Source organism: Flavobacterium sp. AK-301 (genome assembly GCF_058310215.1).
On the sequence record NZ_JBZEES010000002.1, the window covers coordinates 530,507 to 556,096 of the forward strand.

Below are 25,590 nucleotides of genomic sequence, written 5' to 3' on the forward strand. Positions count from 1 at the left end.
TTTTATGGAATTAATATTTAGGATTATACATTCTATGTCAAAAGAGGTCATTCTCCTACGGTTTTAAAATCTTAATATTAAAAAGAATAACCTATATTTTCCCTACAACGGAAATTCTTACAAGGTTTTGAAAACCTTGCAGGAAAATAATAGTGTATAAAAAAAACCCAATAGATTATATTGGGATTTTTTAAACTTATATATATTTGATATCAAATAGTCTTAATATTTTTCTCTCATATCTTTTTCTACTGCCTCAAACTCATCTACTATTTCCTGTTTTGGAGCATCAGAAAATAGAGATACAATAACAATAGACAAAAAGGACAATGTAAATCCGGGAATCATTGAATACCATTCTTTATAAGAATGATCTATGAATACCCATAATAAAACGGTAAGCCCTCCCACTACCATTCCGACAATGGCTCCGTTTCTGGAAACATTTTTCCACATTAAAGATAACAGAATAAGCGGTCCGAAAGCAGAACCGAAACCTGCCCACGCATGACCTACCAGATCCAGAATACTCTCCTTAGGGGTTAGGGATAATGAAAACGAAACAATTGCAACTCCGATAACAGCCATTCTGCTAACAAAAAGTAATTTTTCAGGAGAAGCCTTTTTATCAAAAAAACCTTTATAAAAATCTTCCGTAACAGCACTGGAAGTAACTAATAACTGAGAAGATATAGTACTCATTACAGCTGCTAAAATAGCTGATAATAAAAACCCACTGATTAAAGGATGAAATAATGTTCTTGAAAAATAAATAAAAATCGTTTCAGGATCTTTTAACGCAATATTATTCTTAGTCATATAAGCAATTCCTACTAATCCTACTAATAAAGCTCCTCCAACTGTAAAGATCATCCAGCTTATACCGATTCTTCTTGCTTTTTTTAATTCTCTTACATCACCGATTGCCATAAAACGGGTTAAAATATGAGGCTGGCCAAAATAACCTACTCCCCATGCCAGTAATGAAATAATACCGACAGCAGTAGTACCCTGAAAAAAGTCCAGGTATTTCAAATCTTTTGCATTGATGAGCTCAACTGCTTCTATAGGTCCCCCTACTTCAAAAATAATCACCAAAGGAACAATTACTAATGCCAGAACCATTATTGTACCCTGAACGAAATCCGTTAAACTTACTGCCAAAAAACCTCCTAAAAACGTATAGAATACAACAACCAGACTCGTCAATATTAATCCGAATTCATACGATAAGCCAAAGGAAGATTCAAATAAACGACCTCCTGAAACCATTCCCGCAGAAGTATAAAGTGTAAAGAATACTAAAATAATAATTGCTGAGACCAATCGTAATATTCTTGATTTATCACGAAACCTGTTCTCAAAGAAATCCGGAAGCGTAATTGCGTTTCCTGATTTTTCAGTATAAATTCTTAATCGGGGTGCAACTAATAAATAATTTAAATAAGCTCCGATTGTTAATCCAATCGCAATCCAACTACTCGATAATCCATTGGCATACATTGCTCCCGGTAATCCCATTAACAGCCATCCGCTCATATCAGCAGCTCCTGCAGATAATGCTGTAACGGCAGCACCCATTTTTCTTCCTCCTAATAAAAAATCTCCGACATTGCTTTGTGATTGTCTGTAGGAATAGATCCCAATTCCAATCATTAATAAAAGATATAAGCCGATAGATATGCCTTGATATACATCCATGAAATAATAGTTTTAGTTATCCTTTTTAGGATAAATTGTTTTTAGTTATATAATAATAGTCTTTTATTTTGTCCGAAGAATCAACAACAAATGAATAGTGTATTCTACTTTTTTAACAAAAATTTGAGAATCACAAATATAAACTATAATTTCAGTTTTCAAAATATTTAAATGGTAATCATAAAAAAATCCTGATATAAATCAGGATCTTTCAATTTTAATTAACTTCTAATCAATTTTTTATATTTAATTCTCTTCGGTGTTAAATCTCCACCAAGGCGTTTTTTCTTATTCTCTTCATAGTCAGAAAAACTTCCTTCAAAGAAATAAACTTCAGAATCTCCTTCAAAAGCAAGGATATGTGTACAAATTCTGTCTAAAAACCATCTATCGTGAGAAATAACTACTGCACAACCTGCAAAATTCTCTAAACCTTCTTCTAATGCTCGAAGTGTATTCACATCAAGATCATTCGTAGGCTCATCCAGTAACAATACGTTACCTTCTTCTTTGAGTGTCATGGCTAAGTGTAATCGGTTACGCTCTCCTCCTGATAAAGTATCTACTTTTTTATTCTGATCACTTCCGCCAAAGTTAAAACGGCTTAAATACGCTCTTGAATTAACTTGTTTTCCACCCATCATAATCAGCTCCTGACCATCGCAGAAGTTTTCCCAGATCGATTTATTAGAATCAATATTACTGTGAGACTGATCTACATAAGCAATCTTTACCGTTTCACCTACAAGGAATTCCCCTTTGTCCGGTTGCTGCTCTCCCATTATCATTTTAAATATTGTGGTTTTACCCGCCCCGTTCGGTCCGATAATTCCAACAATACCTGCCTGAGGTAATGTAAAGTTCAGATTATCATATAATAATTTATCTCCAAAAGCTTTTGCAACCCCTTTTGCTTCAATAACGTTCGTCCCTAATCTCGGACCATTCGGGATGTAAATCTCTAAATTTTCATCCAGTTGCTTCTGATCTTCATTTAAAAGCTTATCATAGTTTTGCAAACGTGCTTTTTGTTTCGTCTGTCTTCCTTTCGCTCCCTGACGAACCCATTCCAGCTCACGCTCTAATGTTTTTCTTCTTTTTGAAGCTACTTTTTCTTCCAGTGCCATACGGCTGGATTTCTGATCTAACCAAGAAGAATAGTTTCCTTTCCATGGGATACCTTCTCCTCTGTCCAGTTCAAGTATCCATCCTGCTACGTTATCAAGGAAATATCTGTCGTGCGTTACAGCAATTACCGTTCCGCTGTATTGTTGTAAATGTTGTTCTAACCAAAGAACAGATTCAGCGTCCAAGTGATTCGTTGGCTCATCTAATAATAGTACATCCGGTTGTTGCAATAATAATCGGCATAAAGCAACACGTCTTTTCTCTCCTCCTGATAATACTTTAATAGGTGTATCGGATTCCGGTGTACGTAATGCATCCATTGCGATCTCCAGCTTGGTATCTAACTCCCATGCTCCTGATGCGTCTATTTTATCCTGTAATTCTGCCTGACGGTCCATTAATTTCTGCATCTTATCTGCATCCTCATAAACTTCCGGCAGACCGAACATATCATTGATCTTATTGAATTCATCCAGAATAGCTACCGTTTCAGCAACACCTTCACGAACTACTTCAATAACCGTTTTGTTTTCGTCCAGTTGTGGTTCCTGCTCTAAATAGCCTACAGTATAACCGGGTGCAAAAACAACATCGCCCTGATAATTCTTATCAACTCCTGCTATAATCTTTAATAATGAAGATTTACCAGAACCGTTAAGACCTAAAATACCTATTTTAGCTCCATAGAAAAAACTTAAGTAAATATCCTTCAGTACCTGTTTATTAGTACTTGAGTAAGTCTTACTTACTTTGGACATTGAAAATATTACTTTCTTATCATCCGACATAATTATGTTCTTTTGTTTATTCGTTAATTATGATATTTTTTTATAACAGAACCTTCTCTGTTATACTATTCAATACATGTAAACCTTTATACTCTTCCTTTCAATGCATTAAATACCCAAGCAATAGCAAAAAAGCCTACTCCAACAGTTGTCAACCCTATTCCAACCAGATCTCTATATCTGAAAATAGCAAGTGAAATCAATACGATTCCTACAATAATCATAACTAGAGTTGCCCATCCTAAAATGGTGTTTTTATTCATTCCCATATATTTTATTTTTTTATTTACTTAACATTATCATAAAAAATCACAGACGCAGAAAACCAATTTCTTATAAAATATTTCATAAGAAATTATAAGACCAATGTGCGAAGTACTAAAGAGCAAATATCGTTAATTTTAGTAGATTTATAATCTCTGACCATAATTATTTGTGATATCTTTCCGGTCATATTAAGAAAGTCATATTGTAAAAGAATTTATTTTTATAAAAATAATCAAGATCTGTCCCTTTATAAACGCAGTATACAGTATAGAATTATATTTTATCAATTAAAAATCTTAATCAGCATTTCTCGCAAAAGATCAGATTGTGAAAGACTGTTTGCTCCCACTCCCTTACTCTTTACATCCACATCACGCAATGCCGATACAATCTGACTTACTTTTCTCATAGGATAATTACGGATTGCCACATCATAATCCTTTAAAAAATAAGGATTTACTTTTAAAACCTTTGCCACATTACCCGCTGATTTATCCTTTAATCCATGATACTGCAACAACTGAGAAAAGAACCCGAAAATCATACTTGTAGTAACCACAATAGGATTATCTTTTGGATTCTCCGAAAAATAATTCACGATCTGATACGCTTTCAGCTGATTGCGTTCTCCTATTGCTTTTCGTAACTCGAAATTATTATAATCTTTACTGAAACCAATATTATCTTCAATAATCTTTGGTGTAATCGTACTTCCCTTTGGCAAGATGATCTGCAATTTATCCAGTTCATTACTAATCTTACTCAAATCTGTACCTAAAAACTCTACTAACATCAAAGTGGCTTTTGGCTCTATGGAATAATTCTTACCGGACAATACCCGTTTGATCCAGTCGCCTACCTGATTTTCATATAATTTTTTACTTTCAAATAAGACTCCTTTCTGTCCCAGCGTTTTAGTCCATTTCTTTCGTTTATCTACCGTTTTATATTTATAGCAGAACACCAGAACTGTAGTCATCTGTGGATTTTCAATATAACTTTCCAGTTTATCTATCGTTCGGGACAGTTCCTGTGCTTCTTTAACAATAACAACCTGTCTTTCCGCCATCATTGGATACCGTTTCGCATTAGAAATAATATCTTCCATAGTAACATCTCTTCCGTACAAAACCATCTGATTGAATCCTTTTTCTTCTTCAGAAAGAATATTCTCTTCAATATATTCGGATAGTTTATCTATAAAGTAAGCTTCCTCACCCATTAAAAAATAGATAGGTTTAATATTCCCCTGCTTTATATCATTTACAATTTTTAATACTTCATCCAAAATGTCTATTTTTAACGAATTAAATCTTTACAGAATCTTCAAATTTTAGAATTATATTTGCTGTATGCAGCCACTTCAATTTCCATATTATCAGTTCCGATTCAAAAATAGTGAAAATAAAGTCGCCATCTTTGATGAGATCAGGAAAAAATTTGTCATTGTTACACCGGAAGAATGGGTACGTCAGCATGTCATTCAGTTTCTGATGATTGAAAAAAAGTATCCAAAATCATGGATAAACGTTGAAAAAGTAATCAAGATCAACGGATTGACAAAGCGGTATGATGTTGTTATTTATAATCCCGACGGAAGTATTCTTATATTAGTAGAATGTAAGGCTCCATCTGTCTCGATCAGTCAGAACACATTTGACCAGATTGCCCGTTATAATATGACATTAAAAGCGCAATATTTAATGGTTACTAACGGTTTAAATCATTATTTTTGTCAGATGAACTATGAACAGGAACAGTATCATTTTTTACCTGAATTACCTAAATATAAATAGTATTGAATTTTTAGTATGATTACAGAATTTAAAAACCTAATTAAGATCTTCTCAAAACTCAATTAATGAAAATAGCTGTAGTAGTACTCAACTGGAACGGGAAAAATTTACTGGAGCAATTTTTACCTTCTATAATTCAATTCTCTGAACAAGCTGTTATTTATGTTGCAGATAATGCTTCTACAGATGATTCCATCTCTTATGTAACTACTAATTATCCTTCTGTAAAGATCATTAAGAACAAGGCAAATTATGGTTTTGCAAAAGGCTATAATGAAGCACTGCAACAAGTTGAAGAAGAATACTATGCCTTGATTAATTCTGATATTGAAGTAACAGAAAACTGGTTGCAACCTATTCTTTCTATTTTTGAAAATCAACCCGAAACAGCAATTATACAGCCTAAAATACTGGACTATAAGAACAAAGACTATTTTGAATATGCCGGTGCAGCCGGAGGATTTATTGATAAATATGGTGTACCGTACTGTCGTGGTCGTATTTTTCAGTCTCTGGAACAAGATCAAGGACAATATAACGATGAATGTGAAATATTCTGGGCTTCCGGAGCCTGCTTTTTTATTCGTAAAGAAGTGTTCAGAAAGCTAAATGGATTTGATGATGATTTTTTTGCTCATCAGGAAGAAATTGATCTCTGCTGGCGTGCATTTAATCTGAATTATAAAGTTAAATATACACCGCTTTCAACAGTATATCACGTAGGTGGTGCGACTTTAAAAGAAGGTTCTGTACAAAAAACCTTTCTAAATTTCAGGAATTCTCTGTTTATGCTTTTAAAAAATCTTCCAAAATCACAGCTGTTTACTACCTTATTTATACGACTCTCAATAGACGGAATCGCAGGTGTCTTCTTTCTTTCAAAAGGAAAATTCGGACATCTTTTTGCTGTACTGAAATCCCATCTTGCTTTCTATTATTATATGTCTAAATTTTTTAAAAAAAGAGGCACCTTTCAGTCTAAAAAATATTACTCAATAAAGAGTATCATTTATATTGCTCTCCGCACTAAAAAAAGTATCTGAAAGCAATCTTATCAGAGATGAAAATCTCAGTGTTTATAATGGTTTGTAAGAAAAATTGATACTGATTTTTATATAGAAATTTTAACAATAGTTTATCTTTGTAAAAAATACAAATCTTTTAAAAATTCTTACATTTGTAATAATAGTAACCAATCAATTTTTATATGAAGAAAATAATTCTTGCGCTATCTGTTATGGCGCTGCTTACAGCCTCTTGCGGCTCACAAAAAAAGATTGCCGAATTAGAAAACAAAAATAAAGAAATACAAGATCTATTAAATACGGCAACAGTAAAATTAAACACTTGTTTAGCTGAAAAAGAAGGTTATGCCAATCAGGTTGATTTCTTAAAGAAAAACAACTCTGATCTAATTAACAATATGGGAAGTTTAACAACTCTGTCTTCTAAAGGAGCCCAGAATTTAGAAAAATCTCTTGAAAGTATGAGAGAGAAAGATTTAACCATTAGATCATTACAGGACGCTGTAACCAGAAAAGACTCTGTTACATTAGCTTTAGTGACCAGTTTAAAAGGAGTTCTTGGTAACCTTAATGATTCCGACATCGAAATTAATGTTGAAAAAGGAGTAGTATTTATCTCTATTTCTGATAAATTATTATTCAAAACTGCAAGCTACCAGGTAAACGACAGAGCTAAAGAAATTTTAGGTAAAGTTGCTAAAGTAGTAAACAATAAACCTGATTTTGAATTCATGGTAGAAGGTCACACAGATGATGTGCCAATCAAAAACCCTGTATTACAGGACAACTGGGATTTAAGTGTAAAACGTGCTACTTCCGTAGTCAGAGTTTTACAGAATGAATTTAACGTAGATCCTAAGAGAATGACCGCAGCAGGTAGAAGTGAATATATGCCTTTAGTGCCTAACACATCTGCTGATAACAGATCAAAAAACAGAAGAACCCGTATCGTAGTACTTCCTAAAATCGATCAGTTCTATGATATGATCGAAAAAGAAATGAAAAATCAGAAGAAATAATCTTTTCAATTAAAAAAATAAAAAACCCGCAAATTGCGGGTTTTTTTATGCATTATAAGTAAGATGTTTTTTGTGAAAGGAGACCAGAGATAATTGTAAACTATTTGTTTAAAGTTTAAGGTTTAAAGTTAGCTGAGCTGGTCGATAACATTTTACAAAAAACTCTGCTCTGAAAAGTCTCTGACTTTGCAGAGGGAGATTTACGCAAAAGCATTTTGAAAACTAAATACTGGATACTGAAAACTCCGTTTATAAAATATCCAGCGAACCTTTTCCTTCCCTTACCACTACAGGTTCCCCTTCAGACAGATCAATTACGGTAGAAGCATGATTATCACCATATCCACCATCAATTACAATATCTACGATATTCTGCCATTTCTCAAAAATCAGTTCCGGATCAGTAGTATATTCCACTACCTCATCCTCATCATGGATAGAAGTAGACACAATCGGGTTTCCTAACAGACGTACTATCTCCAGTGCTATATTATTATCCGGAACTCTAATACCCACTGTATTTCTTTTTTTAAATTCTTTAGGCAGATTATTATTGCCCGGTAGAATGAAGGTATAAGGACCCGGTAACGCTCTTTTAAGCAGTTTAAAGGTAGAAGTATCGATTTGCTTTACATAATCTGATATATTACTCAGATCGTGGCATACAAAGGAAAAATTAGCTTTTTCCAGTTTTACTCCTTTGATCTTTGCGATTTTCTCCAATGCTTTTGTATTCGATATATCGCAACCCAAACCGTATACAGTATCCGTAGGATAAATAATTAGTCCTCCGTTTTGTAATACCTTAACTACTCTGGCTATTTCCTTTTCACTCGGATTCTCTTCATATATTTTTATAAATTGTGCCATTTTTTTAGTTGTTAGTTGTTGGTAATTAGTTACTGAATATCGGATACTGTTCACTAATCAACCAATTACAAAATTATTTATTTTCTAAGAAATCACATCCAGTTTAGCAAAACGAAGCAATAATTTTTTAATTCCGCCTACTTCAAATTTGATCTCTGCCTTTCGGTCTCCTCCTGCTCCTTCAAGATTTAGAATTTCTCCTTTACCAAAACGTTCATGCATTACAATATTCCCAACCGTCAGCTTATTGTCAAATAAATTTGCTCCGGATGATGGTGCACTGCCGGAGACCGGTTTCAGTTTACGAATATTTACCGTAGAAGGTTCTTCATCATAGTTCTTAGGAGGTGTTCCGTTTTTTGGTTTTGCCAATCGTATTTTTGATTTATCAATATCTCCAAAAATATCTGAATCAATCATAGGCTGGTAACGATAATTCGTTTCCGTTGGAGTCAGATATTCAATATAATTTTCTTCTATTTCCTGTATAAATCGGGAAGGTTCTGAATCGACCAGTTTCCCCCAGCGATAGCGGGACTGTGCATAGGTAAGATATGCCTGATGCTCTGCTCTTGTCAGAGCAACATAGAACAATCTTCGTTCCTCTTCCAGTTCACTTCTGGTACTCATACTCATTCCACTCGGAAACAGATCTTCTTCCATTCCTACAATAAATACATGTGGGAATTCCAGTCCTTTTGCGAGGTGAATTGTCATTAAAGCAACACGATCATCATCACCGGTATCTTTATCCAAATCTGTTGCTAAAGCAACATCTTCAAGAAACTCTGCCAGCGCACCACGAGCGCCATCGACTTCTTTCTGTCCTTCAGTAAAATCTTTAATCCCATTCAGCAACTCCTCAATATTTTCAATTCTCGCCACTCCTTCCGGTGAAGCATCTTTTTTCAGTTCCTGAACCAAACCTGTTTTTTTAGTCACATGATCGGTAAGGTAAAAAGCATCCTGCGTTTCATTAATAACCTGAAAACTCTGGATCATTCTGACAAAGTCCTGTAACTTAGCTTTTGTTCCTGAATTTAGTTTCAGATCAATCTTATCAATATTCTGCATCACTTCATAAATGGAACGTTTATAATGATTCGCAGCAATGGTCAGTTTTTCAACTGTAGTATCTCCAATCCCTCTTGCCGGATAATTGATAACACGGATCAGCGCTTCTTCATCTTTTGGATTTACTACCAGTCTCAGATAACAAAGTACATCTTTGATCTCTTTTCTTTGATAGAAAGAAAGTCCGCCATAGATTCGGTAAGGAATATCTCTTTTACGCAAAGCATCCTCCATAGCACGAGACTGCGCATTGGTTCTATACAGAATTGCAAAGTCACTGTTCATCATCTGATTCTGCATGCGTTCTTCAAATATGGTTCCGGCAACAAATCGACCTTCTTCTCCATCTGTCAGACTTCGGTGTACTTTGATTCTTGGTCCGTCCTGATTATCCGTCCAGACTATTTTATCCAGTTTAATCTGGTTCTTATCAATAATAGAATTTGCTGCCTCTACAATATTTTTAGTGGAACGATAGTTTTGTTCCAATCGGAACATTTCTACATTGTCATAATCTTTCTGAAAATTCAGAATATTATTGATATTCGCCCCACGAAAAGCATAGATACTCTGTGCATCATCTCCCACCACACATATATTCTGAAAACGATCTGATAAAGCACGTACTATTAAATACTGAGAATGGTTCGTATCTTGGTACTCATCTACTAATATATATCTGAAACGATCCTGATATTTCATTAAAACATCTGGAAAACGAGTCAGTAATTCATTTGTTTTCAATAATAAATCGTCAAAATCCATTGCTCCTGCTTTAAAACAGCGATCCACATAATTCTGATAAATATCACCAATACGTGGTTTCTTTGACATCGCATCTGCTTCCTGTAACTCCGGATTATTAAAATAAGCTTTTACAGTAACCAAACTGTTTTTATAAGATGATATTCTGCTAAAAACCTGTTTTGGTTTATAGATATCTTTATCTAACTGCATTTCTTTAATAATAGACCCTATTAACCGAACGGAATCCTGAGCATCATATATCGTGAAATTAGATGGATAACCTAGTTTATCAGCTTCAAAACGTAAGATTTTGGCAAAGATTGAGTGAAAGGTTCCCATCCATAAATTCTTTGCTTCACTGGATCCGACAATATCGGAAATACGCTTTTTCATTTCACGTGCTGCTTTATTAGTAAAGGTCAGAGATAGAATATTAAAAGGATCTACACCCAAACTCATTAAATAAGCGATTCGTATCGTCAATACCCTTGTCTTTCCTGATCCTGCTCCGGCAATAACAATCATTGGTCCGTCCTTTTTCAGAACAGGCGCCTGTTGTGCTTCATTCAGCCTACTAATATGTTTTTGTATATCTTCCATAATCAACTTTCAAAATTAAGAAATTCATTTTGTTTTTTCTTCAGTATATAAAATTGCTAAAAAAAATTACAGAAATAAACATAAACAAAATGAATAAACTATATTAAAATAGTTTTATTTCCCTATAACCTATTTTCAAATCTTCAAATTCTATTTATGGCAACCTATTTTTCTATAAATACGTCATAGGCAAACCGGATAAGAGTACCTATAACTACTACCAAAAAGAATATACGAATAAAACTGTTCCCTTTATTAATCGCTAATTTAGCACCCAACCAGCCTCCTGCTGCATTGCTTGCCGCCATGGGTAATGCAATTGCCCAGATGATCTTCCCTTTTAAAAGAAACAGGCAGATAGAACCTAAATTAGTTGCCAGATTTACCATTTTAGCATTTGCTGATGCGTGTAGAAAATCAAAACCCAAAACGGATATAAATGCTACTACAAAAAAACTACCAGTTCCCGGTCCTATAAACCCATCATAAAACCCAACAACAAAACTGATTAGTATTGAATACAGTACGAGTTTCTTTGGTGCTATCTTTTTTTCTGTATGTTGTCCGAAATCTTTTTTAAGATACTGAAAAGCGGCAAAACCGGTACCACTGAAAGCTGGTATTTTCAAAGTGCCTATTACTGTTGCAACAGGTAAATAAGGTAATAAAATCAATCCTACCGGTGTCTGTATCAAACCTCCTCCTCCAACGACTGCGTCAATAAAACCGGCGACAAAAGCGGCTAAACACAACAAAAGCAGAATTGTTATATCCATCTTATTTTTTTGCAAAAATAAGAATTTGAAACCTGATAGTAGATTGTTTTTGTAAAATGTTATTAGTAAAAAGTGAGATGTGAGAATAGGAAAGATTCAGAGAATAGTATTAATTAAGACTTTTTACTAATAACATTTTACTTTTAATATCGGAGTTAAAACAAGAGCGATCATAAAGGCAGTTATAAATGTAACGATCACATTTCCAAATTGTTTATACTCCAAACCAAAAAGAAATCGAATCCCAACAATTATCATTGTGATAATTACAATCATCACCCAGTAAAATATACTATTCTTTGATACAGAATTAATATTTTTTTCTTTTGGTAATTTTAAAATAACATACAACAATACTAATCCTCCGAGTATAGTACTGGAATGCTGTAGTATTTTCAAAACGGGAATATTCATATTATAAACTGTTATGATGCAGGATAACAACGGAATATTTTTTACAAAAAATCCGGTATCATGGGTAAAACTATCCCAGAATAAATGAGAAAAAGCCCCGATTACAATGCAATACATCACTATAAACCAATGGGATTTAAAATAAGTATTCCAGTTAAATGCCTTAAACTTCAAAAGCCGTTGTTGCAAAAACAGGGGTAAATTATCATATAGAGTATTTCTTATTATATCATGAAAAATAAAAGCCAGAACAATTCCTAAAGGCAGATCAAACCAAAAAACACCACTAATGGTATGACTATAATTACTCTGTATTCTCATTCTGATAAAATATTCAAAATCGGGTGTTAAACTCCCGATTACAAGACCTGTTAAGGAAATATATCGAGAAGGCAAATACTTAAGAGGTAGTATAATTGCAGGATGTGAAAAAGTAAAAGGCATAACTAAATCTGAATAAAAATACTCCTTCAATTATGGAGTATACCTTAGCCAAATATACTGTATTTATTTTAAGGCAGTAAAAAGCGCCTACTTTTGAATATAAAAAATACAATAAAAGGGATAGAAACAATCTCAAAATAAAAGGATAAAGAGACTTCTTTTCAAAAAAAGAAAAACAAAAAGCCACCTTAAAATAGATGACTTTTATATTTATCTCGTAATCAAGACTTAATATGGATATATTTTAGCAATAAAATTTTTATCTGTAGCTGATAAAACTCTATTCCATCCCACACTGTACCCATTAGTTGTAAATTCTTTTGCTATACTGTAATGCATAATGGATAACCTGTCATAAGTACTATATTCCATTCCCGTAATAGGCAATTTCTTAAAAACATTTTTATCAACTTTAGCTTGATTCCATCCCTGCTTAGCATAATAAGCATAAACCACCGGTTTATTCCAAGAAATATCATTTGTAGGATGCTGTTGTTCATGCTTAAGACCTAAAGCATGTCCAAATTCATGAATAACGGTTCTGCTAAATTCATTATCCGCAGTTGCTTCTGTAAACCAGCCAAAATTCATAGTTGGTTTATCTTTTGCTGCAGAGCTACATCCTGTACCAACATAAGACCAAGACCCTCCGTCTCCATTCCATTTAAAACTAATTCTGATATCAGCATCTTCATCAGTCCCAACATATTGAAACTTAATATTGGCATATTTCAGCCATTCTGATGCATGTGTCCTTACCTTTTCTTGAAGAAAAGCATTACCATTTAAAAACTTAATTCGGATAGTGGTTCCCGGCTGCCATTTCCAATAGGTATGTAAAACTCCTTTAGGGGCAGGTCCTTTATCTTCTGGAAATAATACTGTACACACTTTAGGTTCAGTTGAAGTCTCAAGAGCATTACTGCTTAATGAACTGGAATCTTCACTACTACACCCCAGTACAAATAGAGAACTTACAAGTGCAATTAATACATTTTTTTTCATACTAAATAATTTAACATTTTATTAATGCAATGTATAAATAAAAATAAAATAATAATAATTATTCAGTATTTTTACCAAAAAAACACACAAGTGCTTAATTTAAATTAAAAATTAAAAAAAAATATGGAATAATTAAATATTTACTAATTTTTGAACACAAAAAAGAGATATTATTCCATGAAATATCGTTAATACTATTATAAAATAATCTCAAAATAAAGATTTAAAAAATATTTTTCAATAACTATTGTAAAGAAACATATTATAAAAAAGGCAGAAAATAAAAAACAATATATAAAAAATGATATTTTTGCGTTCATTATATCAGCTTCGAAATATTTCAAAGCTTTTTAATTTTCAAATAACACAAAATGGATACTACAAAAATTATAGAATTACTAAGTTATACTATTCCAGCTCTTATTACTGGAGGAGTTGCTTATTATTTTTTTAACCTTCATACTAAAAACGAAGAAGGGAGAAGACGTTATTTACTACATAAAGAAGCTCAAAAAAATGCTTTACCATTACGCTTACAGGCTTATGAACGTATGGCTCTTTTTCTGGAAAGAATAAACCCTGCTAAACTGATAATCCGAATTTCTCCAATAAACTCTGATAAACAAGATTATGAAAGTTTGCTTATTGAACATATCGAACAGGAATTTGAACATAACCTGACACAACAAATCTATATTTCAGACCCATGCTGGACGATTATTACTACTGCAAAAAATGCTACTATTCAGATGATCCGAAAAGCTACTAAAAATGAAACGGTTACTAATGCAAATCAGTTACGGGAAACTATTTTAAGTAACTTGTTAGATAAACAGTCTCCAAGTAATGCTGCTCTTGCTTATATCAAAAATGAGGTAAGTGAACTTTGGTAAATAATAATAAAATATTTAAATAGTACTCATAATCTCACTTTTATTTTTAGCATATGCATACCCCTGATGCCACCATTTCAACATCTTCTTTTTATTAAATACCAGAGGATTGTCTGTTAATTTTGTTGGTGTATAATAGAAATTCAGTTTTACATTATTACTTTTTGCTGCCAACTTACCTATAGTAATATCGTGATTTTCAACCTGGTCCAGCAAAGTCCCAAATAAATCAATCAGCAAAGAAAAAGGATTCTTACCAATTACTCTTGTCGCCTTTTTATCTTCTGTTTCCAATATAATAACATCTATTTCTGTAGCCCCTCTTTTTATTGCTTCATGGATAGGAACCACTCTAGAAAAACCTCCATCTGCATATTCAAAGTTATTTTTAGTAACCAGGCTCATAAACGGAATATAATTACAGGAAATCCACATCCATTCACAGAACTCCTCATAATCAAAATCATAGATGGATTTATATTCTACAGAATTCTGAGAAATATTAGTAACAGCCACTATTATATTTTTTTTTGATTCTTTCAGTTCCTGAAAATCATCCTCTGTGAAATTCTCTTTTATATAATTTAGTAAATTTTTACTTTCTCCGAAAGTACGTCTCCCTTTCAAATATTGCAGAATAACATTGAAGTGATTGATCGTAACAATCTTCTGTCCCTTTTTTTTCCTTACAACAAAAGGATTTAAACTAAAAATCTTACTCATATCAACATTGGTATAAATATGAAAGATCTTATTGTCTTTATTCAATGCTAAATGTGGAATTAATAAACTACCCGTAGAAGAGCCTAAGTAGAGATCATATTGAAACTTTTTTTCCTGAATAAGGTATTGAGCAACGCCACCTGCAAAAGCGCCTTTGCTCCCTCCGCCTGAAATCACCAGTGCTCGCATTTTATGTTTTATTTATTTTTTAATAAACCGGCTACTATTCTCTACTAAGATAATATAATTTATGGTTATTCTTCTAATAATTTTTGTAATTGATCATGTTCTCTCTCCATTAGCTCAGAAAGCATATTTTCTAGTGTTTTCCTGTGTTTTTCTTCTCGTAAAAGTGAACGGATTGCTTCTCTTCCAAATTTACTGAACTGCCAGCGGTGGTGTGTTGTAGCATACACAAGACTCTTTAAAACATCCTTACTGATCAGATTTAAACTCAATAATTTTTCTAAAGCATTCTGACGGATCACCGCATCATAATTCGTTCCGGTATAACTCAGTAATTTATAATAAAGTTCTTTCTGACTTTCTGTTTTATATTCCGGTGTTGCTAAAGCTAACGTTAATCGTAATAGTTCTAAATTTCTATCTGTAAAACCAATCCAGTTCCTACTTTTCTCCAAATATGCCGATCGATGTACCGGAAACTGCTTCCAAAGTTGAAATAAGGCTATTTCCTGAGTAACATAAGACGGATCATCTAACAACGTTTCATATTGAATTCTGAAAGATTCCGGTATTGCATTCACTGAAGAAGCAACTGCCTGTCGCACTTTCAGATCTTCTGATCCCATTGCTAAATGTAATAGTTTTTCTTTAGCAGCAAACGGCTCTGTCTGTAGCTGATTCAAAACTTCAACTTTCAGAGGATAATAGACCTGTGATTCCATTATTTTTTCAAATTCTTTCTGTTTCTTTTTTAAAGGAAGCACTCTCTTATCCTGTAAAACAAAATAAGATCTCATAAATTTATTCTCTTTTAGCAACTCATTTGCATTGATGTGATCAAATCTCGGAGACTCCAGCCATACTTTACGAAAAGCATTCAGATTAAATGCTGAAACTTTTCTTATTTCCTCAAAAAAATCATCTGTTGTGACATTCTGAAAGGCATGTTTCTCTAAATAATGCTGTACTGCTGTTCTGAATTCGGCTTTGCCTATTCCGTTTCTTAGCGCATGCAGCGCCCAAGCTCCTTTCTTATAGAAAGTAAGGGAACTTGCTTTTTCATTTAATAACGGGATCGTATCTGTCCGGGAAGCACTTTCCAACTGCTGAGAAGCTTTGAATAATTCCCAGTAAAAATGATCTTCTCCGTAAATCTCTTTTTCTGCTAGCAAAGCATAATACGTAGCAAAACCTTCTTGTAACCAGTGATGTTTCCCTGATCGTGCTGTTACCAGATCACCAAACCACTGATGAGCTGCCTCATGTGCGTTTACATTGATATAATTTCGGTCTGCAAAACCAATAGTATCAACCATAAAATCATCTGAAAAGATCGTTGCAGAAGTATTCTCCATTCCGGCATATAAAAAATCCATTACCGGTATCTGTCGATATACTTCCCACGGATAAGGAACTCCTATTTCTTTTTCAAAAAAATCAAAGATTTCCTTACTATATCGGTAGGTCGGCTCTACTTTGTTTTCATCCTCTTTTATATAATACTGCTCTAACGAAATTCCACTTGCTGCTACAATTTTTCGTTTCTCAAAATGTCCAATAGCCAGCATCAGCAGATAACTACTCATAGGTTTTTTCATTCGGTAATGCCAGACTATATCTTCTCCTTTTACAGTTTTATCTTCTAAAACTCCATTAGATATGACTTCAAAAGTCTTTTCAAAGACAATATTTAAATTAAAAATGACTTTTTCATTAACATCGTCAAAACTAGGGAACCAATGACTGGTAAATTTTCCCTGTCCTTGCGTCCATATCTGCCCTTGTACTTCTACAGGTGTATCTATTTCTTCTGTAAAATTCCAGTTTACAAAATACATCGTCTGCCTCGGACGCGCTTCGTATTCAAAAGTCAGCTCATTTATTCCCGATTTATATCCTTCAAAAAGGATCAGTTCTCTTTCTGTAGTTTTAGAGGTAACCGGAACTCCATTAATTTTCACATTGGAAAAAATCATATTATGGGCATCAATCCGAATAGAATCTATAGTGTTTTTCTGTATAAAAGAATAATTCACCTTACCCTGAACATTCTGCCTTACCGGATTAATCTGAAGATCTGCGTGAACTTCTGTAAAATCTACTGCCTGCGTTTGCTGACTAAAAGAAATAAGAGAACTAAAGAGGAATAGAAAAAGTATTCTGTTTTTCATGAATTGTAAAGAATTTTATATTAAGCAGTTCTACTTATGTTGACCTGCTCTAAATAACACCTTCAAAGTTAAAGAATTTACAAGAACTAACTTCTCACAATTTCGTAAGTTTACTGCCTAAATTTTTATCTCTTGAAACCAAAAGCCGTTTTTAACTGGAGTAGCGGAAAAGATTCTGCTCTCTGTCTTTATAAAATACTACAGAACAATGAATTTGAAATTGAATGTCTTCTAACGAGCATCAGCCAACAGTATCAGCGTATTTCAATGCATGGTGTTCGTACTGAATTACTGGAACAACAGGTAAAGAGTATCGGATTACCATTGTTAAAAATGGAAATTCCTGAAATGCCCACCATGGAAGCCTATGAGAATGTACTAACTGAAACTTTAACTGAATTAAAAAAGAAAGGCGTAACGCATTCTGTTTTTGGTGATATTCTGCTGGCTGATCTGCGTAAATATCGAGAAGATCAACTGGCTAAAATGAACCTGAAGGGTGTTTTTCCGCTTTGGGAAATTCCAACAGATCAATTAATCCGGGAATTTATTTCCTTAGGTTTTAAAACAATTGTTACTTGTGTTAATGAACGTTATCTGGATAAGAGTTTTGCAGGCAGACTGATTGATGAAGATTTTTTAAATGATCTACCCAAAAATGTAGATCCTTGTGGTGAAAATGGCGAATTCCATACTTTTGCCTTTGATGGTCCTCTATTTAAAAATCCTGTTCTTTTTGAAAAAGGCGAAATCGTATATCGAAAATATGAAGCACCAAAAACGGAAGATCCAGACCATGGAGTTTGCTCTTCAGAGGCTACCGAATATGGATTCTGGTATTGTGATTTGATTCCTGTATAAATGCCCCCCCTGTAGAGATGCACAGCTGTAGAGATGCACAGCTGTGCATCTCTACAGGACGATATTACAATTCTGCATTTTTATTATGCATATCCTCTTTCCATTTTCGGGGATTGTATTTTATATAATAATAAATTTTCTGAAATGTTTCGTAATTCCGTACAATATGATCGTGGTAATTAGATTGCCAGACCGAACCATTAAAAATTTTATTTTTCTGATTGATCTGTTTTGTAATCGTCGATTTAAATCCTGCTACAAACGATGAAATAGATTTTGGTTTTCGTTCGCATATCGGATATTTTCGTTGATGATGTAGAGATGCACTGCCGTGCATCTCTACGCGGTGCGTCTTTACAACAATATCCGTAATATTATTTTTAATTTCAACCAAAATATGAATATGATTGGGCATAATAATCCAATTGTGGAAAATCCAATTCTCCCGAATTTCAACAGATTTAAATAATTCTTTTTCAACGATTTCTCCACTATCGTTCAAAAACATTTTATCTTCTTTTATCAAACCAAAAATACATTCTCTGTTTTTTGTACATATTGTAATGAAGTAAATTGCATCATCGGAGTAGTCCCAATCTTTTAAACGATTGGATTCAACAACATATTTACCTTTAAATAAAACCATTTTTTTTGTTAAAATATAATTTTTATTTTACAACAACCCTAAAAAATAATATTATTTTTTAATTGTATAAATACACAATCATCATAAAATATTCATTTCCATTTTTTTAATTAAAATCATATCTTCGTAATTAAATTAATTCTGCATGCAATCCAATCTTCTACAGACACCTATTGAATATCTTAAAGGCGTGGGACCCAATCGTGGAGAACTGCTTCGTAAGGAATTAGGTATCCGTAAGTATGAAGATCTGGTAAACTTCTATCCTACTCGTTATATTGACAGAACCCGCTATTACAAGATTAATGAATTACAGAACAGCAATGCAGAGGTTCAAATCGTGGGCAAAATCATCAATATTAAAACAGTAGAACAAAAAAGAGGTAAACGACTAGTGGCTACTTTTGTTGATGATACCGGCGAAATGGAATTAGTATGGTTTCAGGGGCATAAATGGATACGGGAGAGCTTAAAGATTAATACGGTTTATGTTGTTTTTGGGAAATGTACCTCGTATAACAACTTCTTTAATATGGCACATCCTGAAATGGAGTTGTTAGAAGAACATAAAGAAAGCCTGCGATCTGCAATGCAGCCTGTTTATCCTTCTACTGAAAAACTAACACAGAGAGGCATCAGTAATCGGGTTATTAATAAATTAATGCAACAGCTATTTATTGAAACCCAGGTGCTATTCGCCGAAACCTTACCCGGATATCTGCTGGAAGAATTAAAACTGATTCCTAAAAATACTGCTTTATTTAATATCCATTTTCCAAAGAATACGGATCTTTTGGCAAGAGCTCAATTCCGGCTAAAGTTTGAAGAGTTATTCTTTATTCAGCTACAGCTAATTACAAAAAATCTGATTCGGAAAAATAAAATAAAAGGACACCCTTTTACTAAAGTGGGTGATTATTTTACGGAATTCTACAATAATTACCTCCCTTTTGAATTGACCAACGCACAAAAAAGAGTTATCAAAGAAATTCGGAATGATATGGGCAGTAATGCTCAGATGAACCGCTTATTACAAGGAGATGTAGGTTCCGGAAAAACTATTGTGGCTTTAATGAGTATGCTTCTGGCTCTTGACAACGGATTTCAGGCATGCTTAATGGCGCCAACGGAAATTCTGGCAAATCAACACTATAAAGGCATTACAGAACTGGCAGAAGGGCTGAATATCAATATCCAAATTCTGACCGGATCTACTAAAATTGCTGAAAGAAGGAAGATTCATGCTGCTCTGGAAGATGGGAGTCTGCATATTATAATAGGTACTCATGCCCTGCTGGAAGATAAAGTACAGTTTCAGAATATAGGACTGGCAGTAATTGATGAACAGCATCGCTTTGGGGTGGAACAGCGTGCCCGATTATGGAAAAAGAACAATATCCCTCCACATATTCTGGTAATGACTGCTACTCCTATTCCACGTACACTGGCAATGAGTTTATATGGTGATCTGGATATTTCAGTAATTGATGAACTGCCTCCGGGTAGAAAACCAATTCAAACAGTACATCGTTATGACAGTAATCGTTTAAAAGTCTGGAAATTTATAAAAGATGAAATTCAGAAAGGACGACAGGTTTATATTGTATATCCACTGATCCAGGAATCTGAAAAAATGGACTATAAAGACCTGATGGATGGATATGAAAGTATATCCCGTGATTTTCCTTTGCCAGATTACAGTATAAGTATTGTACATGGACAGATGAAACCCGTAGATAAAGATTCGGAAATGCAACGTTTTGCAGAAGGTAAAACCAATATTATGGTGGCTACAACTGTAATTGAGGTAGGGGTTAATGTGCCGAATGCGAGTGTAATGATTATTGAAAGTGCAGAACGTTTTGGTCTCTCTCAACTACACCAGTTACGCGGACGTGTGGGACGTGGTGCGGAACAGAGCTATTGTATTCTGATGACAAGCTATAAACTTAGTAGTGACAGTAGAATACGTCTTGAAACCATGACGGGAACAAATGACGGATTTGAAATTGCAGAAGTGGATCTTAAATTACGTGGTCCGGGAGATCTGATGGGAACACAACAAAGCGGCGTTTTAAACCTTCAGATTGCTGATATTGTGCGAGACAGAGATATATTGCAACTGGCACGCCATCATGCTTTAAAAATACTAAAAGAGGACACTTCTCTTATAAAACCGGAACATACAACGCTTCGAAATACTTTTATTCAGTTATCTAAAAAGAAAAATATATGGAATTATATTAGTTGATAGTTTTGTGAGATGTGGAATGTTTTTTGTGAGAAGTGAGATGTAAAAAAACGAAAGAATCAAAGCAAACAAAGGTTCTAAAACAATATTCTGCACCTCTCTTTAAGACCTTTGACTTTCTGACTTTCGACTAAATGACTTTCTCCATGATATAATCTTCCATTACATAGTCGTTTCCTATCTCAATATCTTCTTCTCCTACTTTTACGAAACCTATTTTTTCATAGAAATAAAAGGCTTTATTATAGCGATTTACATTTAATGATACTATGGTATTATTATTCTTTTTAGCTGCTTTGACAACTTCTGAAATTAAAAGACTTCCTATTCCTTTTCCCTGAGATTTTGGGAGCAAATATATCTTATGGATCTTTGTTTTAGCAGTACCCTGATAATTCAATTCATAGGAAGCGAAACCAAGATAAACATTATTTTCTTTTGCTAAAATAAAATGATGTCCTTTTAAATTTCCCTGTTCTTCAAGAACTTCAAGGGAATACATCATATCAAACATATAATCGATTTGCTCAGAAGAAAGAATAGTACCATAAGTAACCGGCCAGGTTTCCTGGGCAATCTGCCGAATAATCTGATAATCATTTGCTGTAGCATTCGTTATTTCAATCATCAAAATAATTTTAAAAGTTCATTTATTCTTCCCCTTCCATTATCTTTTTTAAGGTCATATACCCTAAATGGATCTTATCTTCTTCCTGCTGATCCGATTTTGTAATTTCTAACTGATATTTTTCTTTAAAAACAGGAGGTAGAATTTCGTAAATATTATATATATCATCTACATCTACTCCATATCGATTATCAACATGAGACATTTCTCCTAAAAAACCGGCATGCTTATAAAGAGTAGTTTCAGTTGCTTTTTGTATTGCTTCACTGGATCTTTTAGCAATAGTAAGCATTTTATAGTGGTATTCTTCAAATTCACCTTCTTTATAACCTCCCAGATTTAAAAAAAACAAAGTTGGATGTCCCGTACTGGATTCTATTGTGGTTTTTCCTTTTTTATCTATGACTTTAATAGCATAACCATCTACATAATTCACTTCTCGCCAGGCATCAAGATGCATTTTTCCTTCTGCTTCAGGCCATGAATTAACTATCTCCGGTAATAATTCTTTTATGGAAGTTCCTATTCCAAAAAAGATATCGTGTTGCTCTGTCCATCTCCCTTTTGGAGTACAACCTAACATTGCCATATATAATTTTAAATCTATTTTCATTATTTATAGAATAATATTGTATTAAATAACAAAACAAAGTTCAGGAAAACTTTCTGAAATATAATAGTAAAACTCTAAAAAATTAATAGCTGTTAATTTTGTTTTAAAAATGATTCCGGCTCTCTGTTATATAAACTGAAAAAAATATATTTACATACAAAATCATACAACTATAATATCATCTTAATGAAATCGTACAATCCTAAAGAATGGCTTTCTTTTATTTTTAATTTTCACAGAGGAGATACTTTTAAAAAATTAATTCCTGCTATGATCGGAATCGGAATTTATTCTGGATTTATCGCTTATTTAGAATTGGAATATTGGGATCTGTCAAGCTCCTTACAGGTGAAAAACATTACAATTATGCACAATATGCTTGGTTTTGTGATCTCATTACTTCTGGTTTTCAGAACAAATACAGCTTATGACAGATGGTGGGAAGGTAGAAAACAATGGGGAGCATTAGTTAATAACAGTCGTACCTTAGCTATTAAATTATCTGTGATGCTTACAAGTGAAAGTAATAAAGCTTTTTTCAGAAAAATGATCCCTACTTATGCTTATGTACTAAGTCATCATTTAAAAGAAGAAAAACTGAATCAAGAATTATTTGATGATAATTCTCTTAATTTGGGGCAGTATAAACATAAACCAAACCAGATTGCTAAATTAATAATGTATCGTATCAATGAACTTTATAAAGCGGAGCATATATCAGGAGAACAACTGATTACTTTAGATCCGGAACTACAATCCTTTACAAATGTTTGTGGAGCCTGTGAACGTATAAAAAATACTCCTATTCCCTATTCTTACAGCGCATTTATCAAGAAATTCATCTTTCTTTATGTAATGACCCTCCCTTTTGGCTATGTGTTCAATTTAGGATATTATGTGATCCCTATTGTGGTTTTTATATTTTATGTATTTGCAAGTCTGGAACTGATTGCTGAAGAGATCGAAGATCCTTTTGGAAATGATCCAAATGATCTGCCTACTCAGAAAATAGCGGAAAACATTCAGAAAAACGTAGAAGAATTACTATATTAGTCCTATAAATATATAATTGACTATTGTAAAGCCTTTTTTAGCCTTGCATGAAATTATTACAATTAATTATTCTAAAATTAATTATAAATTTGTCTAAACTTTTGGGTGCAGTCTAATAAAGGAAGGCTGGTTTTCTAGAAAACCAGCCTTCCTTTATATAAATATTATTCTATTTATTGATTTTTATTTTAATTTCATTGACTTCATTTTCTAATCGATCTGTTTTACTTCTTAAACTCTCATTTTCCTTGGCTAATTCTTGAATGGCTTTAATCGCCGGAGAAATAAGATCGGTATAACGTACAGAGAGATAATTCTCAAAGGTACTATCTCCAGACACAACACCTGCGTTTTCATAACCTGCTTCTTTTATACTTTGTTGTAATTCCTGTGCAATTACGCCCCATTCTTTCGTACGTTCTTTGTTGTTTTTACGAATATATTCTACAGGGTGTAGTTTCTTAATAAAATTTAATCCCAATGGTATGGTTCTAATTTCTTCTTTCCATCTTCTATCAGAAGACGCCGAAAAATTAACCTGACCTGTGATTCTTGTAACTCGTGAATTTCCTAATCGGACCATATTGCTAGTGGTTGCTACTGCCTCATAACCAATAGAAGTAGTGTTAGAAACGCCGTTAGCAGTACTGTTTGCTCTATATCCAATAGCTGTATTATTACTTCCGGTGGTATTTTCCCTAAGCGCCCCGCTTCCAAGTCCTATATTAAAAGATCCGGTGGTGTTCTGAAAAAGTGCATATGTTCCAAATGCTGTATTATTACTTCCGGTGGTGTTATAATAAAGTGTAGACACTCCAAATGCTGCATTATCTTTTCCGGTGGTGTTAAGCAAAAGTGTAGACACTCCGACTGCTGTATTAGAATCTCCGTCGATGTTATTTCTAAGTGCATAATATCCGAATGCTGTATTAAAACGTCCAGTGGTATTACTGCTAAGTGCATACCATCCGGATGCTGTATTACTATTTCCGGTGGTGTTAACAGAAAGTGCTCGTTGTCCAACTGCTGTATTAGCCCATCCGGTGGTGTTCTTCATAAGTGCCTCGTTTCCAACTGCTGTATTATAACTTAGATTTCCTAGACCTCTTCCAATCGTTAAACCATTTATTAAGATATCACCCCTTACATCAAGTAAAGCCTCGGGCTTCATCTTACTTACTCCAATCCCTACACGACCTTGTTGGTAAATATCCTGATCATTTGCAGTCGCTTTAATAGTACTTCCGGCAACATTCCATGGTGATCCTCCCATACTATTAATACTTCTCCAACCCAGATTCTTATTAGCATCCATTACCACAAATGATTGGGCATCAGCTTTTTGTGGTAATATTTCAAAACGTACGGTACCCCTAACGTGTAACTTTGCTTCGGGGTAATGTGTCCCAATTCCCACATTACCAATTTGGTAAATATTCTGCGAGTTTGAAGAAGCTGCGGTAGTAAAACCATCAAGACGCCACGGTTGAGGAATATATACTATATTTCCCTTTACTCCGTTTACAGTAGTTGTTAACGGATATCCTTTAGACTCTGTTTTTCCTAAAGTGTTTTCTACTTTGTTTACAATAGCAATAGAAGCCTCAACACCATTTACAGTTGATTTGATAATGTTTTTATCTGTACCTTCACTTATTAATATATTGGTAGTAAGACTTTGATCTGCAGGATCTCCTTTGTCTCCTTTGGGACCAATCTTACCGGCAATACCTTGTGCTCCCTGTGGACCTGTGGGACCAATCTTACCGGCAATACCTTGCGCTCCTTCTGGACCTGTGGGACCAATCTTACCGGCAATACCTTGCGCTCCCTGTGGACCTGTGGGACCAATCTTACCGGCAATACCTTGCGCTCCCTGTGGACCTGTGGGACCAATCTTACCGGCAATAC

At 33.8% G+C, this 25,590-nt stretch carries 22 protein-coding genes; 7 read left to right on the plus strand and 15 right to left on the minus strand.

Annotation, left to right across the window (positions count from 1 at the left end):
• Window positions 1–222: 222 nt before the first annotated feature.
• From putP to holA, 4 genes are all read right to left on the minus strand, one after another.
• On the minus strand, window positions 223–1,701 hold the full coding sequence (putP, locus tag AC4FQX_RS05795; protein ID WP_491166728.1) for a sodium/proline symporter PutP: 1,479 nt from the start codon (window positions 1,699–1,701) through the stop codon (window positions 223–225).
• A gap of 221 nt (window positions 1,702–1,922) precedes the next feature.
• A complete protein-coding gene (ettA, locus tag AC4FQX_RS05800; protein WP_491166729.1) occupies window positions 1,923–3,617 on the minus strand; it encodes an energy-dependent translational throttle protein EttA in 1,695 nt (564 codons plus the stop codon).
• Between the two features lie 86 nt (window positions 3,618–3,703).
• Complete coding sequence (locus AC4FQX_RS05805) at window positions 3,704–3,886, minus strand: CAL67264 family membrane protein (RefSeq protein ID WP_491166730.1); 183 nt, start codon at window positions 3,884–3,886, stop codon at window positions 3,704–3,706.
• 281 nt (window positions 3,887–4,167) lie between these two features.
• On the minus strand, window positions 4,168–5,172 hold the full coding sequence (gene holA / locus AC4FQX_RS05810) for a DNA polymerase III subunit delta (protein WP_491166731.1): 1,005 nt from the start codon (window positions 5,170–5,172) through the stop codon (window positions 4,168–4,170).
• A 64-nt stretch (window positions 5,173–5,236) separates the two neighbouring features.
• Between holA and AC4FQX_RS05815 the strand changes: the two genes are divergently transcribed.
• The 3 genes from AC4FQX_RS05815 (at window position 5,237) to AC4FQX_RS05825 (ending at window position 7,724) form a co-directional block, all read left to right on the plus strand.
• Window positions 5,237–5,680 (plus strand): type I restriction enzyme HsdR N-terminal domain-containing protein, encoded by a 444-nt coding sequence (locus tag AC4FQX_RS05815; RefSeq protein WP_491166732.1) that lies wholly within the window; start codon window positions 5,237–5,239, stop codon window positions 5,678–5,680.
• 65 nt (window positions 5,681–5,745) lie between these two features.
• A complete protein-coding gene (locus AC4FQX_RS05820; RefSeq protein WP_491166733.1) occupies window positions 5,746–6,723 on the plus strand; it encodes a glycosyltransferase family 2 protein in 978 nt (325 codons plus the stop codon).
• Window positions 6,724–6,887: 164 nt separating this feature from the next.
• Window positions 6,888–7,724, plus strand: a complete 837-nt coding sequence (locus tag AC4FQX_RS05825) for an OmpA/MotB family protein (protein ID WP_491166734.1) — start codon at window positions 6,888–6,890, stop codon at window positions 7,722–7,724.
• Window positions 7,725–7,973: 249 nt separating this feature from the next.
• On the opposite strand, the gene AC4FQX_RS05830 is transcribed toward AC4FQX_RS05825, so the two are convergent.
• The 5 genes from AC4FQX_RS05830 to AC4FQX_RS05850 form a co-directional block, all read right to left on the minus strand.
• Window positions 7,974–8,594: an L-threonylcarbamoyladenylate synthase gene (locus AC4FQX_RS05830; protein WP_491166735.1), complete on the minus strand. Its 621-nt coding sequence runs from the start codon at window positions 8,592–8,594 to the stop codon at window positions 7,974–7,976.
• Window positions 8,595–8,678: 84 nt separating this feature from the next.
• Window positions 8,679–11,015: an ATP-dependent helicase gene (locus tag AC4FQX_RS05835; RefSeq protein WP_491166736.1), complete on the minus strand. Its 2,337-nt coding sequence runs from the start codon at window positions 11,013–11,015 to the stop codon at window positions 8,679–8,681.
• A 164-nt stretch (window positions 11,016–11,179) separates the two neighbouring features.
• On the minus strand, window positions 11,180–11,791 hold the full coding sequence (locus tag AC4FQX_RS05840) for a TSUP family transporter (protein ID WP_491166737.1): 612 nt from the start codon (window positions 11,789–11,791) through the stop codon (window positions 11,180–11,182).
• Between the two features lie 126 nt (window positions 11,792–11,917).
• Window positions 11,918–12,649, minus strand: a complete 732-nt coding sequence (locus tag AC4FQX_RS05845) for a DUF4184 family protein (protein WP_491166738.1) — start codon at window positions 12,647–12,649, stop codon at window positions 11,918–11,920.
• Between the two features lie 228 nt (window positions 12,650–12,877).
• The gene (locus AC4FQX_RS05850; RefSeq protein WP_491166739.1) at window positions 12,878–13,654 is read right to left on the minus strand and encodes a matrixin family metalloprotease; all 777 of its coding nucleotides are present in this window, start codon (window positions 13,652–13,654) and stop codon (window positions 12,878–12,880) included.
• Window positions 13,655–14,025: 371 nt separating this feature from the next.
• Between AC4FQX_RS05850 and AC4FQX_RS05855 the strand changes: the two genes are divergently transcribed.
• Window positions 14,026–14,547: a DUF7935 family protein gene (locus AC4FQX_RS05855; protein WP_491166740.1), complete on the plus strand. Its 522-nt coding sequence runs from the start codon at window positions 14,026–14,028 to the stop codon at window positions 14,545–14,547.
• 15 nt (window positions 14,548–14,562) lie between these two features.
• On the opposite strand, the gene AC4FQX_RS05860 is transcribed toward AC4FQX_RS05855, so the two are convergent.
• Together AC4FQX_RS05860 and AC4FQX_RS05865 are read right to left on the minus strand one after the other, a co-directional pair.
• Window positions 14,563–15,459 (minus strand): patatin-like phospholipase family protein, encoded by an 897-nt coding sequence (locus tag AC4FQX_RS05860; protein WP_491166741.1) that lies wholly within the window; start codon window positions 15,457–15,459, stop codon window positions 14,563–14,565.
• Window positions 15,460–15,524: 65 nt separating this feature from the next.
• Window positions 15,525–17,627, minus strand: coding sequence for a M1 family metallopeptidase (locus AC4FQX_RS05865; protein ID WP_491166742.1), 2,103 nt, complete (start codon window positions 17,625–17,627; stop codon window positions 15,525–15,527).
• A gap of 132 nt (window positions 17,628–17,759) precedes the next feature.
• Between AC4FQX_RS05865 and AC4FQX_RS05870 the strand changes: the two genes are divergently transcribed.
• The gene (locus AC4FQX_RS05870; protein WP_491166743.1) at window positions 17,760–18,488 is read left to right on the plus strand and encodes a Dph6-related ATP pyrophosphatase; all 729 of its coding nucleotides are present in this window, start codon (window positions 17,760–17,762) and stop codon (window positions 18,486–18,488) included.
• Window positions 18,489–18,552: 64 nt separating this feature from the next.
• Here AC4FQX_RS05870 and AC4FQX_RS05875 read toward each other — a convergent pair whose 3' ends face one another.
• Window positions 18,553–19,134, minus strand: coding sequence for a transposase (locus AC4FQX_RS05875; RefSeq protein WP_491166744.1), 582 nt, complete (start codon window positions 19,132–19,134; stop codon window positions 18,553–18,555).
• A 145-nt stretch (window positions 19,135–19,279) separates the two neighbouring features.
• Here AC4FQX_RS05875 and recG point away from each other — a divergent pair, with 145 nt between their 5' ends.
• Entirely contained in the window at window positions 19,280–21,385 is a 2,106-nt protein-coding gene (recG, locus tag AC4FQX_RS05880) for an ATP-dependent DNA helicase RecG (RefSeq protein ID WP_491166745.1), read from the plus strand.
• Window positions 21,386–21,515: 130 nt separating this feature from the next.
• Here recG and AC4FQX_RS05885 read toward each other — a convergent pair whose 3' ends face one another.
• Window positions 21,516–22,013: a GNAT family N-acetyltransferase gene (locus tag AC4FQX_RS05885; RefSeq protein ID WP_491166746.1), complete on the minus strand. Its 498-nt coding sequence runs from the start codon at window positions 22,011–22,013 to the stop codon at window positions 21,516–21,518.
• Between the two features lie 22 nt (window positions 22,014–22,035).
• The gene (locus AC4FQX_RS05890) at window positions 22,036–22,626 is read right to left on the minus strand and encodes a DUF1543 domain-containing protein (RefSeq protein ID WP_491166747.1); all 591 of its coding nucleotides are present in this window, start codon (window positions 22,624–22,626) and stop codon (window positions 22,036–22,038) included.
• A 186-nt stretch (window positions 22,627–22,812) separates the two neighbouring features.
• Between AC4FQX_RS05890 and AC4FQX_RS05895 the strand changes: the two genes are divergently transcribed.
• Complete coding sequence (locus AC4FQX_RS05895) at window positions 22,813–23,679, plus strand: bestrophin family protein (protein WP_491166748.1); 867 nt, start codon at window positions 22,813–22,815, stop codon at window positions 23,677–23,679.
• Between the two features lie 169 nt (window positions 23,680–23,848).
• Here the strand turns inward: AC4FQX_RS05895 and AC4FQX_RS05900 are convergent.
• A partial coding sequence (locus AC4FQX_RS05900) for a tail fiber domain-containing protein (protein ID WP_491166749.1) occupies window positions 23,849–25,590 on the minus strand: 1,742 nt, incomplete at its 5' end.